This window comes from Streptomyces sp. NPDC003691 (assembly GCF_053981115.1).
Genome location: NZ_JBSFNQ010000120.1, coordinates 1 through 17,216, shown reverse-complemented (window position 1 = coordinate 17,216; position 17,216 = coordinate 1). Strand labels below are relative to the sequence as shown.

Genomic DNA, 17,216 nt, shown 5'->3' with positions numbered 1-17,216 from the left:
TCTCCGCTCGGGTGCCCTCCTTCACTTCGTTCTGTCCCCGGTTCCCCCGGGGGGCACCGGCCCACCACGTGTGGCGCGGCCCCCCGCGGCTCTCCGCGGCCGGGGGCCCGCCGTTTCACCCGGTGCCGGAACGGGCGCCGGACGGACGCCGGGCGGTACTCGGTTCGGCACGGCTTAGGGGCGGCCGCACTTCATGTGTAGGGGGCGGAAGGGGGTCGTCCGGGCACGCTCCGTCGCTACGGTCTGCCGTGAGTGCGCCGCCGACCACCTGCCGTGCCGGCCGTCGCGCACCCGTGGCGGGCCGCCGGCCGGGCGGCCGCCGGGGTGCCCCGACGCCCGCGGCCGTCTTCCCAACGCAGGAGGCCACATGACCGACCTCAGCGCCGGGCTCTACCTGGAGCTGCTGAAGAAAGTGCTCACCAACCGGATCCGGATGGACATCCCCTCGGCCTGGCCGGCCTCCCCCGACGGCCCGCCGGACGAGGGCGAGGCCGGGCCGGGCGCGTTCACCGCGCACACCATGGTCAGCCCGGAGAGCCTGGACAACGTGCAGTACTGCGTCGAACGGGCCCTCGCCGACGGCGTGCCCGGCGATCTCATCGAGACCGGCGTCTGGCGGGGCGGTGTCTGCGTCCTGATGCGCGCCGTCCTCAAGGCGCACGGCGTACGGGACCGCCGGGTCTGGGTCGCCGACTCCTTCGAGGGCGTGCCCGAGGCCGGCGACGGCAGTCACCCCCTCGACCGGGAGATGGCCCTGCACAACCTCAACACCGTGCTCAGCGTGGACGCCGAGGCGGTCCGTTCGGTGTTCAGGTCGTACGACCTGCTGGACGATCAGGTCGAGTTCCTGGAGGGCTGGTTCGAGAAGACCCTGCCGTCCGCCCCCATCGAGTCGCTGGCCGTACTGCGGCTGGACGGGGATCTGTACGTGTCCACGATGGACGCGCTGTCGGCGCTCTACCCCCGGCTCTCACCGGGCGGCTTCGTGATCATCGACGACTACAACATGGCCCCGTGCCGGGCCGCGGTGCACGAGTACCGGGACGCCCACGGGATTACGGAGGAGATCAGGGCGGCCGACAGCGTCGGCGTCTGGTGGCGCCGGGAGTTCTGAACAGGGCACGGCCCCGGGTACGGCGCAGCCCGGGGCCCGCGGAACCGCGACTGCCCCCACGGCACGGGACGTGGGGGCAGCCGCCACCGGTGCGCCGCCGCGGGACGGCACACCGGAACCGGGGGACGTCAGTCGGCGCGCCGCTGGAAGAAGAACCCGGCGAGCACCACGGACACCAGCAGGATCCCGGCGGACCACAGCAGCCCGATCCACGCCTGGTCACCGACGGGCTGGTCGAGCAGGAAGCCCCGGACACTCTCGATGATGGCGGTGCACGGCTGGTGCTCGGCCACGCCCTGCAGCCAGCCCGGCAGGGTGTCGATCGGTACGAAGGCGCTGCTGACATACGGCAGGAACATCATCACAAAGGCGAAACTCGCCGCCGCGTCGGTGGACTTGGTGAGCAGGCCGACCACGGCGGACAGCCAGGACAGCGCCAGGATGAACGCCACCAGCACCCCGCCGGCCGCCAGCCAGCCGAGCAGATCGGCCCGGGGGCGGAACCCGATGAGCAGGGCGACCCCGATCACCACGACGGTCGAGGCGATGTTCTTGAAGATGCTGGCCATCACATGGCCGCCGAGCAGGGCCGCGCCGCCCACGTCCATGGACCGGAAGCGGTCGACGATACCGGTGGTCATGTCGTTCGCGACACCGACGCCGGTCTGGGCCGCCCCCCAGGCGGTGCACAGCAGCAGCACACCCGGTGCCACATAGGTGACATAGTCGCCGCCCGTCCGGATCGCCCCGCCGAAGAGGTAGACGAACAGCACCATCATCATGATCGGCAGCATCAGCGACATGATCAGCGCGTCGACGTCGCGCCGGGTCAGCCGGGTGCAGCGGCCGACCATGGTGAGCAGACCGGACACCGCCCCGGCGGAGCGGGGCCTCGCGTTCAGGACGATGCTCTCAGACACCGGCGGCCTCCTTCACGTCGTCCGCGCCCGCCCGGGGCGCGGCGCGGCCGGTCAGCGCCAGGAACACGTCGTCCAGGGTGGCGCTGTGGACTTGGAACTTCGCGACCAGTTCGCGGCGGGGGTCGACCTCGTCGAGCAGGGCACGCACCCGCGGTGCCGCGCCGTCCGTGGCCACCCCGATGGTGAGCAGCTCGCGGTCCTGCTCGGCCACCCGGTCCCCGAGGAGCCCGAGGACCGTCTCGAAGGCGTCCCGGCCGGCGAGTTCGAGGTCGAGACGCTGTCCGGCGACCCGCCGCTTCAGCTCGCCCGGGGTGCCCTCGGCGACCACCTGCCCGCCGTCGAGCAGGGCGACGCGGTCCGCGAGCCGGTCGGCCTCCTCCAGATACTGCGTGGTGAGAAAGACGGTCAGCCCGCTCGACGCGAGGTCCGCGATGACGCCCCACAGCGCCTGCCGGCTGCGCGGGTCGAGACCGGTGGTCGGCTCGTCGAGGAAGACCACCGACGGCGCGCCGACCAGACTGGCCGCCAGGTCGAGGCGGCGGGCCATACCGCCCGAGTACGTGCCGAGCCGGCGCCCGCCCGCCTCCGTGAGGTCGAACCTGTCGAGGAGGTACCGCGCCCGCTCGCGGGACTCGCCGCGGGACAGCCCGGAGAGCCGGGCCATCATCAGGAGGTTCTCCGCGCCGGTCTGGTTCTTGTCGATCGCGGCCTGCTGGCCCGTCAGCGTGATCCGCCGGCGCACCTGCCGCCGTTCCCGTACGACGTCGAAACCGGCGACTTTTGCCGTGCCGGCGTCGAAGGAGGTCAGGGTCGACAGAATGCGGACGGTGGTCGTCTTTCCCGAACCGTTCGGCCCCAGCAGCGCGAAAACGCTGCCCGTGGGAACGCCGATGTCGACGCCCTGGAGCACCGGTACTTCTCCGTAGGATTTCCGCAGACCACTGGCTTCGACAGCCATGGAGTGGATCATTTTCCTTGCACCCCTCACCACTCGGAGAGCATGTTCGCAGTACCTTGAAGGCGATCTGCGTGTACCATACGCTATAGAGCGTAACCCATACGCAGTACGATGTCCACCAACCTTCTGACCTGCGAAGAAAGCAACTTCACGGCCTCCGCAGCAGGTGTTTGTACCAGGTTCCGGGGCATCCGACGAAGGGGAGGGCGGGCCATGCCGCTGCACCGGGAACGTGGTGTCGAGGTCGCGGTGAATCCGGACGGCTGGCTGGTCCTGCGCAGCGGGAGAACGGGCCGGGAGAACCTCTACCCGCCACCGTTCACCGTCGCCTGGATATCCCTGCAGCGCTGGGGCGGTGACCCCTTTCTGGCATCCGCGGAAATCGCCGACTTATGGCAGGAGGACCGGTCGGAGACCCGGCTGGTGGTCGAGGAATGGCTGGCCGAGTTACGCGTGGCCGGACTGATCCGCGACGATCTCTCCTAGGTCCTGTCTGGGCGGACCGGAGCGGACCGGACCGAGCCGGGCCGGATCCGGGACCCGCGCCGCCCGCGGCGGACCGGCCCGGGACGGCATCAGCCGCCGTACCCGCCGTCGGCATCGCCGTCGTCGTCATCGTCATCGTCATCGTCCGAGTAGCAGGGCAGGGAGAGTTCGGGCGCGATGGTGAAGTCGGAGACGTCCGCGCTCGTACGGTCGACCCGGGCGAGAGCCTGCTCGACCGGTACCCGCAGCCGCTCGGCCTTCTCGGCCTCCTTGCGGTCGCGGCCCTCGGTGAACTCCGGCATCACCTCGCGGGCGAACAGCTCCAGCGACTCCATGATGTGCTCGTGCCGATTCTTGCCGATCTGCACGGAGAGGATGATCTGGTCGACGCCGACCGCGTCGTAGCGCCGGATGATGTCGCCGAGCTGCGCGGGAGTGCCGATGCCCCGCCGCAACACGCCGACCTGGTCCATCATCGCCTGCTCGACCTGCGACTGCCCGTCGTCCTCGTCGGCCGCCGGTGACCCCCGGGTGAGGCCCAGCGATTCCTTCGCCGCCTGGAACTCCGCCCAGATATCGGTGGTTCCGGGGCGGTGCTGGCCCGTCATGTAGTAGTGCATCAGCGAGTACGAGAAGAACTGCGACGCCTCCAGACCGCGGTCCAGGGCGGTCTCCTCGTCCTCGTGGCACATGAACGGCAGCACCATGGCGACGTTCGCGTTGACGGCACGGCCGATCGGCCGGCACTCCGGCGAGGCGAGGGTGCCGTAGTAGGCGTCCACCCACTCCTTGGCCTCCTCCGGGTTGACGAAGGAGAAGGCCAGCGCGCCGAGCCCCTCGCGGGCGGCGTCCTGGATGCTGTCGCGGCGCGTGCACGCCCGCCACAGCGGCGGGTGCGGCTTCTGCTTCGGCTTGGGCACCACATTGCGCGGCGGCATGTCCACCCAGGTGCCCCGGTGGCCGGTGAACGGGGTCTCGGTCATCATCCTGACGACGACTTCCAGGGCCTCGTGCCACTGCTCGTACTTGTCCTTCAGCTCGATGCCGAAGGCGCCGACCTCCAGCTGCGAACTGCCTTGTCCGGAGCCGAAGTCGAGCCGTCCGCCGGAGATCAGGTCGAGCATGCCCAGCCGCTCGGCGATCCGCGCCGGATGGTTGACCGCCGGAGGCAGATGGACGATTCCGTGCGCGAGCCGGATGTTCTTCGTACGGGCCGCCGCGGCGGCCAGGAACACCTCGGGCGCCGACGAGTGGGAGTACTCCTCGAAGAAGTGGTGCTCGGTCGCCCACGCATAGTCCAGGCCGAGCCGGTCGGCCAGTTCGATCTGCTCCAGGGCCTCGTTGAACAGCCGCTCCTCGCTGTCCTCCGCCCAGGGCCGCGGCAGCTGGTGATGGTAGATCAGTCCGAATCTCATGGGTTCCTCCAGAGGACGAGAGCCGCACAGAACGGGGCCGCGGGCCGGCCGGGGCGGTGTCCGGAAAGTCCCGCCCGGCCCGCGCGGACACAACCTAGAGCGCCCCGGCGGCCCGCCGACCCGGCCGCCCGGAGACTGAGGGGGCGGTCCGGGCACTTCAGGGGGTGGGGCCGGAACGATTAGGGGTGGTGGCGGGCGCGGCACGGCGGAACCGGGCCCGGTAGAACAGCAGCGGCTCCGGCTCGCCCGCTGTGACCCCGACGTCCCGGATCCGGCCCACGACGATCCGGTGGTCGCCACCCGGATACACCGCCTGGACGGTGCAGTCGACCCAGGCCAGCGCGCCCACGAGCCGGGGCGTCCCGGTGCCGGGTCCCGGCCACCACTCCACACCGGCGAACCGGTCCCCGGCCGGTGCCGCGAACCGGCGGCACAGCGCCTCCTGGTCGGCGCCGAGGACATTGGCACAGAACCGTCCGGCACGCCGGATGCCCGGCCAGGACCGGGAGTACCGGGACACCGCGAAGGACACCAGCGGAGGCCGGAGGGAGAGCGATACGAACGACTGGCAGGTGAACCCGATGGGCGGCCGGCCCTCCTCCCGGGCCGTGATGACCGCGATCCCGGTGCAGAAGTGGCCGAGGACGTACCGCAGTACGCCCGGCTCCGGGCCGTCGCCGTCGCCGCTCTCCGCCGGATACGCCGGATACGCCGGTCCCGTCTGCGGTACCGGTTGCCCCTGCGGTGTCTGGTGTGCCGGCTGTGTACGCATCGGAGCGTCCCGCCCTCAGTAGGTTGCCGTACGGCCGCCGTCGCCCGGTGCGGGGTCCGGCGCTTCGAGTACCACGTGCGCATTGGTCCCGCTTATCCCGAAGGAGGAGACCGCGGCCCGCCGGGGCCGCCCGGTCTCCGGCCACGGCCTGGCCTCGGTCAGCAGGGCCACCTGTCCGGCCGCCCAGTCGACCTGGGGCGTCGGCGCGTCCACATGCAGGGTCTTCGGCAGCAGGCCGTGCCGCATGGCCAGGACCATCTTGATGACCGACGCCACTCCCGCGGCGGCCTGGGTGTGCCCGATATTGGATTTGACCGAGCCCAGCCACAGCGGCCGGTCCGGCCGCCGGTCCCGGCCGTAGGCGGCCAGCAGGGCCCGGGCCTCGATGGGGTCGCCGAGCCGGGTGCCGGTGCCGTGCGCGTCCACCGCGTCGACCTCACCGGCCCGCAGCCCCGCCTGCCGGAGCGCCTCCGCGATGACCCGCCGCTGCGCCGGTCCGTTGGGCACCGTGATGCCGCTGGACGCCCCGTCGGAGTTGGTGGCCGTCCCCCGTACGACGGCGAGGATCCGGCGGCCGTTGCGTTCGGCGTCGGCGAGTCTCTCCAGGACGAGCAGGCCGGAACCCTCGCCCCAGCCGGTGCCGTCCGCCGCGGCCGCGAAGGACTTGCAGCGGCCGTCGGGGGCCAGCCCGCGCTGGGAGCTGAAGTACACGAAGGTCTCCGGTGTGGACATCACCGTGACACCGCCGGCCAGGGCGAGCGCGCACTCACCGGTCCGCAGCGCGCCGACCGCCATCCGCAGGGCCACCAGCGACGAGGAGCACGCGGTGTCGACGGAGACCGCGGGGCCCTGGAGCCCCAGGGTGTAGGCGATCCGGCCGCTGGTGAGGCTGCCGCCGCCGTCGGCGCCCTCGTAGTCGTGGTACATGACGCCGCAGTAGACGCCGGTGGAGCTGCCCTTGAGCGACAGCGGGTCGATCCTGGCGTGCTCCAGCGCCTCCCACGCCGTCTCCAGCACCACCCGCTGCTGCGGGTCGATGTCCCGGGCCTCGCGCGGGGACATGCCGAACAGGTCCGCGTCGAACCGGGCGGCGTCGTGCAGGAAGGCGCCCTCGCGGGTGACCGTCCGGCCCGGTCTGCCGGGCTCGGGGTCGTACAGGCCCTCGACGTCCCAGCCGCGGTCCGCGGGGAACGCGGTGACCGCGTCCCGCCCCTCGGCGAGCAGCCGCCAGAACGCCTCGGGCGAGTCGGCCCCGCCGGGGTAGCGGCACCCCATGCCGATGATGGCGACCGGTTCGGCCGCGGCGCGCCGCAGCCGGGCGTTCTCCTGCCCCAGCCGGTCGTTCTCCAGTACGGAGGCCCGCAGGGCCGCGACGATCTTCTCGGTGTCGGTCGTCATCGGTCCCGCTCCTCACCGGTCTCGGCGGCCGCGAGGGCGGCGGCGACCAGATCGTCGACGGCCATGCCTCTGATCTCCTCACTGCGGTCCGCCGGGGCGCCGTCCGCGCCGGTACCGCGGTCCGCCGGGGCTCGGTCCGCGCCGTCGGCGGGCGCCGCGCCGCCGGCCGGGGGGCCCAGGCGCAGGACGGTGTCCAGCAGACCGGCGGCGCGCAGGGACGATACGGGTACGGCGGCCAGCCGGCGCCGTATCTCCTCGTCGTCATCGGCCGGGCCGTCGGGCAGGCCCGCCGCGGGGGCGGGCGCCGCGAGGGCCGGCGCCGCGGGGGCCGGTGCCTCGGGCAGCTCCGCGGCCAGCTCCTCCAGCAGCAGCGCCACCACATCGGCCGGGGTGGGATGGTCGAACATCATCGTGGCCGACAGCCGGAGCCCGGTGGCCGAGCCGAGCCGGTTCCGCAGTTCGATGGCGGCGAGCGAGTCGAGGCCCAGCTCGGTGAAGCCCCGGCCCATGTCGACGGTGCCGGGATCGCCGTGCCGCACCTCGGCGACCCGGGCCCGGACAAGATCGGCCAGCAGCCGTTCCCGGCCGTCGGCGGAGAGCCCGGCCAGCCTCCGCAGCAGCCCGTCCGGGTCCGGCTCCCCGGCGGGCCGGGGAGCCGGTGCGGTGTCGGCCGTGGGCGTGCCGCCCGGTGCGGCGGGCATGATGTCGCGCAGCGCGGCCGGGATCTCCGTACCGGAGGGGTCGAGCCGCAGCGGTATCAGGACGGGTTCACCGGCGGTGAGTGCCCGGTCGAAGAGGGCGAGTCCGTCGGCGGCCGTCAGCACCGGGGTGCCGCGCGCGGCCAGCCGTCGCGCCAGCGCCGGATCGGTGCTTCCCGCCATCCCGCTCTCCCCCGCCCACAGGTTCCACACCAGCGAGGTGGCGGGGAGTCCGTGCCGGTGGCGGTGGTGGGCCAGGGCGTCGAGGAAGGCGTTGGCGGCCGCGTAGTTGCCCTGGCCGAGCGGGTCGAGCAGTCCGGCGACGGAGGAGAAGAGGACGAACTCGTCGAGGTCCAGTTCCCCGGTGAGTTCGTGCAGCGCCCAGGCGGCGTCCAGCTTGGGCCGGAGCACGGTGTCCAGCCGCTCCGGGGTCAGATCGGTGACCAGGGCGTCGTCCAGCACCCCGGCCGCGTGGACGACCCCGGTCAGCGGACGGTCGCCGGGCAGCGCGGCGAGCAGTGCGGCCAGGGCGTCCCGGTCGGCGACATCGCAGGCGGCGACGGTGACATCGGCGCCCAGGGCGGTGAGTTCGTCGCGCAGTGCGGCGGCGCCGGGGGCGTCCGGGCCGCGCCGTCCGACGAGCAGCAGATGCCGTACCCCGTGCTCGGTGACCAGATGCCGGGCGACCAGCGCGCCGAGCCCGCCGGTGCCGCCGGTGATCAGTACGGTGCCGTCCGGCCGCCGGCGCCGCGCCGGTTCCGCGGGCCGTGGCACCGGGGCGAGCCGGGGTACCCGCACCTGGTGGCCGAGGAGCGACACCTCGGGCTCGCGGAGGGCGGCGACCGCGGGCAGCAGCCGGAGCGAGGCCTCATCGGCGTCCAGGTCGACGAGGAGGATCCGGCCCGGGTGCTCGGCCTGGGCCGCGCGGACCAGTCCCCGGACGGGGGCGACGGCGAGGTCGAGATGGGCGCCGTCCCCGTCGGCGGCGAACCAGGTCAGCACGGCGAGCCGGGTGGCCGCGAGCCGTTCGTCGGCGAGGAACTCCCGGAGCGCTTCGAGTACGGTCGCGAGCCGCGAGCGGACCGCGTCCGGTATCTCGTCGTCGCCGGGTTCGACGGGCAGCAGAAGCAGTTCCGGTGCCTGCCCGCCGGAGTCGAGTACGGCGCGGAGCGCGGCGAAGCCGCCGTACACCGGTACCTCGCCGAGGGCCCCGCCGAGGACATCCGGCCCGAGGACGGCCCACCGGCCGGGTGCCGCGGCGGCCGGTTCGCCCAGCGGAAGCTGGGTCCATCCGGGCCGGAACACCGAGTCGAGGTGGCGGGCGCCGGTCTGGGCGGCGCCTTCGGCGACCAGCCGGTCGGCGGTGACCGGCCGTACCACCAGGGATTCGACCGAGGCGACCGGGGTGCCGTCGGGCGTCGCGAGGTCCATCCGGACCGCTTCGGAGCCGGCCTGTTCGTCGGAGCCCAGCCAGTTGATCCGGGCCAGCAGTCTGCCGTGGCCGCCCGCGGAGTGCAGCCGCACCCCGGACCAGGCGAACGGGAGCTGTCCCGCTCCGGCGTCCTGGGGTTTCCGGCCGCCGAGGAAGTCCGTCGCGGACATGGCGGCGTCCAGTAGTGACGGGTGCAGCCGGTAGTCGCGGGCGTCCGGCCGGACGTGGTCGGGCAGGGCGACCTCGGCGAAGAGGTCGCGGCCGCGCAGCCACACCGCCCGGAGACCCCGGAACATCGGCCCGAAGTGGTAGCCCTTGCTGGTCAGATAGTCGTAGACGCCGTCGATGTCCACGGGCCGCGCGTCGGCGGGCGGCCACGGCGCACGGTCCCCACCGGACTCATCCGCGCCGGACTCCTCCGGGCGGGACTCATTCAGTACGGGGGCGGGCCGCGGGTCGGTGGCCAGGACTCCGGTGACATGCCGGGTCCAGGGCACCGGCCCGGGGGCGTCCTCGAAACGGGACCAGATGGCGAACGGGCGCCGTCCGGCCGGGTCGGGCCCGTCGACGACGACCTGTACGGCACTGCCGCCCCGGTCGGGCAGCGGCATCAGCTGCTGGATCACCAGCTCCTCGACGGTGTCGCAGCCGGCCTCCTCGGCGGCGCGCAGGGCGAGTTCGACGAAACCGGTGCCGGGCAGCAGTTCCATGCCCATGACGTTGTGGTCGGCCAGCCAGGACTGGCTCGGGGTCCGGGTGGAGATCCGGCCGGTGAGCACCAGTCCGCCGCCCTCGGGCGCGGGCATCACCGCGGACAGCAGCGGATGTCCGGCGTCGCGCTGGCCGTGCCCGGCCGCGTTCCCGGCGGATCCGGCGGGCCCGGCGGGCCCGGCATCCTGTGCCGTCGCCGCCCCGGCGGGCGGCGAGAGCCAGAAGTGCCGTTTCTCGAAGGGGTAGGTGGGCAGTTCGGTGCGGCGGGCACCGGTGCGGGCGAAGGGTTCCGTCCAGCGGACGGGGATCCCGGTGACATGGAGCCGGGCGAGCGCGGTGAGCAGTTGGGTGGTCTCGGGCACGCCGCGGCGGAGCGCGGGCGCCACGGGCACCGCTCCGTCGGTGGTCTCGTCGACCATGGGGGTGAGCGCGGCGTCGGGCCCGAGTTCCAGGAAGGCGGTCGTTCCGCGTTCGACGAGGTCGGTGATGCCGTCGGCGAAGGCGACCGTGCGCCGGATGTGCTCCACCCAGTACCCGGGGCGGCAAAGGGTCTCCGCGCCGACGATGCGGCCGGTCACATTGGAGACGACCGGGAGGTCCGGCGGACCGTAGTCCAGTCCGGCGGCGACGGCGAGGAAATCGTCCAGCATCGGTTCCATCAGGGCCGAGTGGAAGGCATGGCCGACCTTGAGCCGGGTGGCCTTGCGGCCGCGGGCGGCAAAACGGGCGACGACGGTGTTCACTGCGGCCCCGGGGCCGGAGACGACGACCGACCTCGGCCCGTTGACGGCGGCGATGCTCACCCCGTCGGGCAGTTCCTCACGTACCTCGTCGGGTCCGGCCTGTACGGCGGCCATCGCCCCGCCCGCGGGGAGTGCCTGCATCAGCCGGCCCCGCGCGGCGACCAGCCGGGCCGCGTCCGGCAGGGTCAGCACTCCGGCGATATGCGCGGCGGTCAGCTCGCCGATCGAATGCCCGGCGACGAAGTCGGGCCGTACGCCCCACGACGCGACGAGCCGGTACAACGCGGTCTCCACCGCGAACAGCCCGGCCTGGGCGTACTCCGTCCGGCCCGCGAGCTGCTCGTCGTCCCCCCAGACGACATCCCGCAGGGGCCGGTCCAGATGGGTGTCGAGCAGTTCGGCGGCCGCGTCGAAGGCGCGGGCGAACTCCGGGTAGGCGGAGTGGAGTTCGCGGCCCATACCGAGCCGCTGGGCACCCTGCCCGGTGAAGAGGACCGCGAGCCGGGCCTGAGGTACGGCGGTGCCGGTCACCACTCCGGGCGCGGGCCGCCCGGCGGCGAGGGCGGCAAGACCGGCGAGCCGCTCGGCCCGGTCCCCGCCGAGCACCACGGCCCGGTGCTCCAGTACGGCACGTCCGGCGGCCAGGGACCAGCCGATGTCCGCGTCGGTCGGAGCGGAGACGGAAGCGGAAGCAGATGCGGAGACGGAGGGGGCGGAGGCGGTGATGTGCGCGGCCAGCCGCCCGGCCGCGGCCCGCAGCGCCGCGGCCGTCCTGGCGGACAGCGTCCACGGCAGCGGTACGGCGGGCGGGGCGCCGTCCGCCGCCGTGCCGGGGGAACCGTCGGGCGTACGGGCGGCGATGTCCTCGGTGGCGCCGTCGCCCGCGGACCCGGGCACCGGCGGGAGCGCGGCCGGCGAGTCGGGCGCGGGGCTGTCCTGCGCGGGGGGCGGAGCCGCATCCTCCGGACCGGGCGGGAGACCGCCCGGGCCGTCCGGTCCGGGCCGGAGGCCGTACGGCGTGGCCGCGAGGTCGGCCGGGGGCTCCTCCAGGACGACATGGGCGTTGGTGCCGCTCAGGCCGAAGGACGACACGGCGGCCCGGCGCGGCCGGTCGCCGCGCGGCCACTCCCTGGAGCGGGTGAGCAGTTCGACCGCGCCCGACTCCCAGTCCACCTGGTCCGACGGCTCGTCCACATGCAGGGTCCGCGGCATCACGCCGTACCGCATCGCCTGGACGAGCTTGATGACCCCGGCGGCACCGGCGGCGGCCTGGGTGTGCCCCAGGTTGGACTTGACCGAGCCGAGCCGCACCGGCCGTCCGGCGGGACGGTCCCGGCCGTACGTCGCCAGCAGCGCCTGCGCCTCGATGGGGTCGCCGAGCGCGGTGCCCGTGCCATGGCCCTCGACGAGGTCGATGTCCCGGGGCGAGAGGCCGGACGCGGCGAGCGCCGCTTCGATGACCCGCTGCTGGGAGGGGCCGTTGGGCGCGGTGAGACCGTTCGACGCGCCGTCCTGGTTGACCGCCGAACCGCGGATCACGGCGAGTACCGGATGGCCGTTGCGGCGGGCGTCGGAGAGCCGCTCCACCAGGAGCAGCCCGATGCCCTCGGACCAGCCGGTCCCGTCGGCTCCCTTGGCGAACGCCTTGCACCGGCCGTCCGGGGCGAGCCCGCGCTGGCGGCTGAAGTCCACGAACACGTCCGGTGTCGGCAGCACGGTCACCCCGCCCGCCAGCGCCATGCCCACCTCGCCCTGCCGCAGCGCCTGGCAGGCGAGGTGCAGGGCCACCAGTGACGAGGAGCACGCGGTGTCGATGGTGACCGCCGGGCCTTCGAGACCGAGGGTGTAGGCGATCCGCCCGGAGGCGATGCTGGCGCCGCTGCCGCCGGACAGATAGGCGGCGATGTCCTCGGGCACGTGCTGCTGCACCCGTACGCCGTACTCCGTGTACATCACCCCGACATAGACACCCGTCCGGCTGCCCCGTACCGAGGTGGGGTCGATCCCGGCGTGCTCGAACGCCTCCCAGGCGCCCTGGAGCAGGAGCCGCTGCTGCGGGTCGAGGGCCAGTGCCTCGCGCGGCATGATGCCGAAGAACTCCGGGTCGAACTCCCCGGCGTCGTGGAGGAAACCGCCGCTGCGGACATACGTCTTCCCGGGGGCGCCCGGCTCCGGGTCGTACACGCCGTCGAGGTCCCAGCCGCGGTCGGCCGGGAAGTCGCCGACGGCGTCCCGGCCCTCGGCCAGCATCCGCCACAGGTCCTCGGCCGATGCCACCCCGCCGGGGAAGCGGCAGTGGATACCGACGACGGCGACGGGGTCGTTGGCCGGCTCGCCGTCCGCCGCCGTGACCGGTGCGGCCGCGAGGGGTACGGAGGCAAGGGGCGCGGAGGCGGTACCGGCCAGGCCGGAGGCGATGAACTCGCCCGCCGCCGCCGCGTTCGGATAGTCGAAGACAAGGGTGGCGGGCAGCCGCAGACCGGTCGCCGTGTTCAGCGCGTTCCGCAGTTCGACGGCGGCCAGCGAGTCGAAGCCGAGTTCGGAGAAGGCCCGGTCGGCGCGGACATCGGCACCGCTCGGGTGTCCGAGCACGGTGGCGGCACGGTCCCGTACGAGATCGACCACGGCCCGCAGCCGCTCGGCCTCGGACAGCCCGGCCAGCCGTTCGGCCAGGGCTCTCGCGGGGGCGCCCCCGGCGGTGTGCGCGGCGCGGCGGGTGGTGCCGCCGCGGACGATGCCCCGGAGCAGCGCCGGGATCTCGCCCCCGGCCCGTACCGCCGTGGGATCCACCCGGAGGGCCGTCACGCAGGGCTCCGCGGCGGTGACGGCGGTGTCGAGCAGGGCCAGTGCGCGGGCGGCCGGAAGTGCGGGCAGCCCCAGCCGCCGGAGCCGGGCCGCTTCGGTGTCCGCCGGGGTATCGGCGGGCGGTTCCGCGGCGGGCCCGGTTCCGGCCGGTTCCCGGGGGTCCCAGAGGCCGAAGGCCACGGAGGTGGCGGGCAGCCCGGCGGCCGCGCGGTGTGCCGCGAGGGCGTCCAGGAAGACATTGGCCGCGGCGTAGTTGCCCTGCCCGGCGGCCAGTACCTGTCCCCCGGCCGAGGAGAACAGGGCGAACACGTCCGGAGCGGCGTCGAGGGTGAGTTCGTGCAGATACCAGGCCGCGTCCGCCTTGGGCCCGAACACGGAGTCCAGCCGCTCCGGCGTCAGATCGGTGACAAGTCCGCTGTCCGCGGTGCCCGCCGCGTGCACGACGGCCTTCAGCGGACGGTCGTCCGGTACGGCGGCCAGTACGGCTGCGAGCCGGTCCCGGTCGGCGGCGTCGCAGGCCACCACGGACACGGTCGCGCCCAGCCCGGTCAGCTCTTCCCGCAGGGCGTCGGCCCCGGGTGCCTCCGGACCGCGCCGGCTCGTCAGCAGCAGATGCCGTACGCCGTGCTCGGTGACGAGATGCCGGGCGACCAGCGCGCCCAGCGCACCCGTGCCACCCGTGATCAGCACGGTCCCGGTGGTGGGCCACGGTCCCGCGCGTCCGCCGCCCGCGGGAGCGGGAGCGGCAACGGGCAGCGGCGTGAGGCGCGGCACCATCGTCCGGCCAGTGCGCAGGGCGAGTTCGGGTTCGTTCGTGCCCGCGAGCCGGGCGAGAGCAGTGGCGGACTCGGCTGTTCCGTCGGTGTCGAGCAGGCCGAACCTGCCGGGGTGCTCGGCCTGCGCGGCCCTCACTAGCCCCCATACGGGCGCCATGGCGGGCTCGACCTGTTCCCCGTCGGCGGCCGCCACGGCACCCCGGGTCACCAGGACCAGCCGGCTGCCCGTGAACCGCGGCTCCGCCAGCCACTGCTGTACGGCGGCCAGCGCTTCGCCCACAGCCGCCCGGGAGGCGGGCAGCGGATCGCCGCCGACGGCCCCGAGGGCCAGGAAGACGACGGGCGGAACGGTCTCCGGAGCGTCCTGAGCGTCAGGGGAGTCCGCAGCGTCCGGGGAGTCCGGTCCGGGATACCGGGCGAGCCCGGTTCCGGGGAGTTCGCCCATGAGCGCGGACCCGACCGTGCTCATGGGCAGCGGCACGGGCGTCCAGACCGTCCGGAGGAGATCCCCGCCCCCGCCGCCCTGGTCCAGTTGCCCGGCGGATACCGGGCGTACGGCCATCCGCTCCACCGTGGCCACCGGACGGCCCGTGGGATCGGCAAGCCGGATGGCACACAGCTCATCGCCCTGGAGCCGTTCCAGATGCACGCGAAGAGCGGTAGCGCCCGTGGCGTGCAGGGTGACCCCGGACCAGGAGAACGGCAGCAGGGTCGCGCCGTCCACGGCGCCCCCCTCCCCCAGCTGGTCGGCGTGCATGGCCGAGTCCAGCAGGGCGGGATGGAGCCCGTACGAGGCGCCGTCAGCGCCCTCCGGCAGCTCCACCTCGGCGTATACGTGCTCGCCCTGCCGCCATGCCCTGCGCAGGGCACGGAACACCGGGCCGTATTCGTAGCCGCGTTCGCGCAGACCTTCGTAGAACCCTTCGACCGGCAGCGGGGTCGCGCCCACGGGCGGCCATTCGGCCGGTTCGAAGGAGGCGTCGTCCGCTGCGGCGGGCGCCAGGGCACCGGTCGCGTGCAGCGTCCAGGGCGCGTCGGCCCCGGGCCGGGCATGGACAGCCAGCGGGCGGAGGCCCGCCTCGTCCGGCGCGTCCACCACGACCTGGACGGAGACCGGCCCGGTGGCGGGCAGGACCAGCGGCGCCCGGTGGGTCAGCTCCTCCAGCCTTTCCCAGCCGATGTGCTGCCCGGCCCGGACGGCCAGCTCTACAAATCCGGTACCGGGCAGCAGCCGGGTCCCCAGGATGTCGTGATCGACCAGCCACTCCTGACGGTCGGCCGACAACTGCCCCGTCATGATCACGCGGTCCGCGTCGGCCACGGTGACCGCGGCGCTCAGCAAGGGATGCTCGACCGCCTCCAGCCCCGCCGAGCCGACATCACCGGCGGTACGGAGGGGGGTGAGCCAGTAGTGGTCGTGTTGGAAGGGGTAGGTGGGGAGGTCGGGGAGGTGGTGGCCGGTGGGGTGGAGGGCGGTCAGGTCGAGGTCGGTGCCGTGGGTGTGGAGGGTGCCGAGGGCGGTGAGGAGGGTGCGGGTTTCGTCGCGGTCGCGGCGCTGGGAGGCAAGGGTGAGGGTGCCGGTGGGGAGGGAGTCCTCGGCGGCGGGTGCCAGGACGGTGTCCGGGCCGACTTCGAGGAAGCGGGTGGCGCCCTGGGTGGTGAGGGTGGTGACCGCGTCGGAGAAACGGACCGGCTCACGGACCTGGCGCACCCAGTAGGCCGGGTCGGTCAGCTCATCGGTGACTGGCAGACCGGTGAGCGTGGACACGAAGGGGATCCGGGGAGCGCCGTACGAAAGCGCTGAAGCGACTTCCGAGAACTCCGCCAGCATCGGTTCCATCAGGGGCGAGTGGAAGGCATGGCTGACCCGGAGCCGGGTCACCTTCTGCCCCTTAAGGCGCCGGGTGGTGGCCTTAACAGCCTTTTCGGTGCCGGAGATCACCACGGAGGCCGGGCCGTTGACCGCCGCAATCGTCACACCGTCCACCAGGGCGTCGCGTACGGCTGCTTCGCTCGCGCGGACCGAGGCCATCGCCCCACCCGACGGCAGCGCCTGCATCAACCGGGCACGCGCCGCCACCAGCCGCGCCGCATCATCCAGGGCCAGTACCCCAGCGATATGCGCGGCCGCCAGCTCACCGATCGAATGCCCGGCAACAGAGTCCGGCCTCAGACCCGCCGACTCCAGCAGCCGGAACAACGACACCTCGAAAGCAAAAATCCCCGGCTGCGCCCAACCCGTCCCCTCCAGCAAAGCGGCATCCTCACCCCACACCACCTCCCGCAACGGCCGCTCCAGATACCCATCCAGCGCCGAAGCCACCTCATCGAATGCCTCCGCGAACACCGGGAAACGCCCGGCCAGCGCCCTCCCCATCCCCAACCGCTGCGCACCCTGCCCCGTAAACAGAAACGCGACCTTGCCCCCCGTAGCAACCGCCGCCTCCGCACCCGCCAGCCCCCTCAGCAACTCCTCACGATCCGCCCCGACCACCACGGCCCGGTGCTCGAACCGCGCCCGCCCCGCCAACGACCGGGCCACATCCACAGCCCGGATCCCCTCACCGGCCGCCAGATACGACCCGAGACGATCCGCATACGCCGACACCGCCTCGGCCGTCTTCCCCGACAGCACCCACGCCACCGGGACAGCATCAGCAGGCGAAGCCACCTCCACGACCGGCGGCTCCTCCACGATCACATGCGCGTTCGTCCCGCTGATCCCGAACGACGACACCCCCGCCCGACGCGGACGCCCCTCACCACGGACCCACTCCCGCGCCTCCCTCAGCAGCTTCACAGCACCCGAGTCCCAGTCCACCTCCCCCGACGGCTCATCCACATGCAATGTCCGCGGCAGCACGCCATGCCGCATCGCCAGCACCATCTTCATAATCCCCGCGACACCCGCAGCCGCCTGCGTATGCCCCACATTCGACTTCACCGACCCCAACCACAACGGCTCCCCACCCTCACCCCGCCCCTGCC

7 protein-coding genes and 1 pseudogene are annotated in these 17,216 nt (G+C 73.5%); 2 read left to right on the top strand and 6 right to left on the bottom strand.

What is annotated here, in order from left to right:
- The first annotated feature begins 367 nt into the window (after positions 1-367).
- Positions 368-1,114 (top strand): TylF/MycF/NovP-related O-methyltransferase, encoded by a 747-nt coding sequence (locus ACWDR0_RS31855; protein ID WP_456355292.1) that lies wholly within the window; start codon positions 368-370, stop codon positions 1,112-1,114.
- 128 nt (positions 1,115-1,242) lie between these two features.
- On the opposite strand, the gene ACWDR0_RS31850 is transcribed toward ACWDR0_RS31855, so the two are convergent.
- Entirely contained in the window at positions 1,243-1,968 is a 726-nt protein-coding gene (locus ACWDR0_RS31850) for an ABC transporter permease (protein WP_456355293.1), read from the bottom strand.
- Positions 1,969-2,026: 58 nt separating this feature from the next.
- A complete protein-coding gene (locus ACWDR0_RS31845) occupies positions 2,027-2,992 on the bottom strand; it encodes an ATP-binding cassette domain-containing protein (RefSeq protein ID WP_456355291.1) in 966 nt (321 codons plus the stop codon).
- A gap of 213 nt (positions 2,993-3,205) precedes the next feature.
- Between ACWDR0_RS31845 and ACWDR0_RS31840 the strand changes: the two genes are divergently transcribed.
- Positions 3,206-3,478: a hypothetical protein gene (locus ACWDR0_RS31840; protein ID WP_456355290.1), complete on the top strand. Its 273-nt coding sequence runs from the start codon at positions 3,206-3,208 to the stop codon at positions 3,476-3,478.
- Between the two features lie 89 nt (positions 3,479-3,567).
- On the opposite strand, the gene ACWDR0_RS31835 is transcribed toward ACWDR0_RS31840, so the two are convergent.
- The 4 genes and pseudogenes from ACWDR0_RS31835 to ACWDR0_RS31820 all read right to left on the bottom strand — a co-directional run bounded on the left by ACWDR0_RS31835 (position 3,568) and on the right by ACWDR0_RS31820 (position 17,172).
- Positions 3,568-4,893: an LLM class flavin-dependent oxidoreductase gene (locus tag ACWDR0_RS31835; RefSeq protein ID WP_456355289.1), complete on the bottom strand. Its 1,326-nt coding sequence runs from the start codon at positions 4,891-4,893 to the stop codon at positions 3,568-3,570.
- Positions 4,894-5,050: 157 nt separating this feature from the next.
- Positions 5,051-5,665, bottom strand: coding sequence for a flavin reductase family protein (locus ACWDR0_RS31830; RefSeq protein WP_456355288.1), 615 nt, complete (start codon positions 5,663-5,665; stop codon positions 5,051-5,053).
- Between the two features lie 45 nt (positions 5,666-5,710).
- Positions 5,711-7,063 (bottom strand): annotated as a pseudogene (locus tag ACWDR0_RS31825) (type I polyketide synthase); the annotation flags it as partial.
- The gene (locus ACWDR0_RS31820) at positions 7,060-17,172 is read right to left on the bottom strand and encodes an SDR family NAD(P)-dependent oxidoreductase (RefSeq protein ID WP_456355287.1); all 10,113 of its coding nucleotides are present in this window, start codon (positions 17,170-17,172) and stop codon (positions 7,060-7,062) included. The pseudogene ACWDR0_RS31825 and the gene ACWDR0_RS31820, both read right to left, overlap by 4 nt.
- Positions 17,173-17,216 lie beyond the last annotated feature (44 nt).

Coding starts and splice junctions, on each gene's coding strand:
- ACWDR0_RS31855 (WP_456355292.1), top strand. CDS start 368: ATGACCGACCTCAGCGCCGGGCTCTACCTGGAGCTGCTGAAGAAAGTG.
- ACWDR0_RS31850 (WP_456355293.1), bottom strand. CDS start 1,968: ATGGTCGGCCGCTGCACCCGGCTGACCCGGCGCGACGTCGACGCGCTG.
- ACWDR0_RS31845 (WP_456355291.1), bottom strand. CDS start 2,992: ATGGCTGTCGAAGCCAGTGGTCTGCGGAAATCCTACGGAGAAGTACCG.
- ACWDR0_RS31840 (WP_456355290.1), top strand. CDS start 3,206: ATGCCGCTGCACCGGGAACGTGGTGTCGAGGTCGCGGTGAATCCGGAC.
- ACWDR0_RS31835 (WP_456355289.1), bottom strand. CDS start 4,893: ATGAGATTCGGACTGATCTACCATCACCAGCTGCCGCGGCCCTGGGCG.
- ACWDR0_RS31830 (WP_456355288.1), bottom strand. CDS start 5,665: ATGCGTACACAGCCGGCACACCAGACACCGCAGGGGCAACCGGTACCG.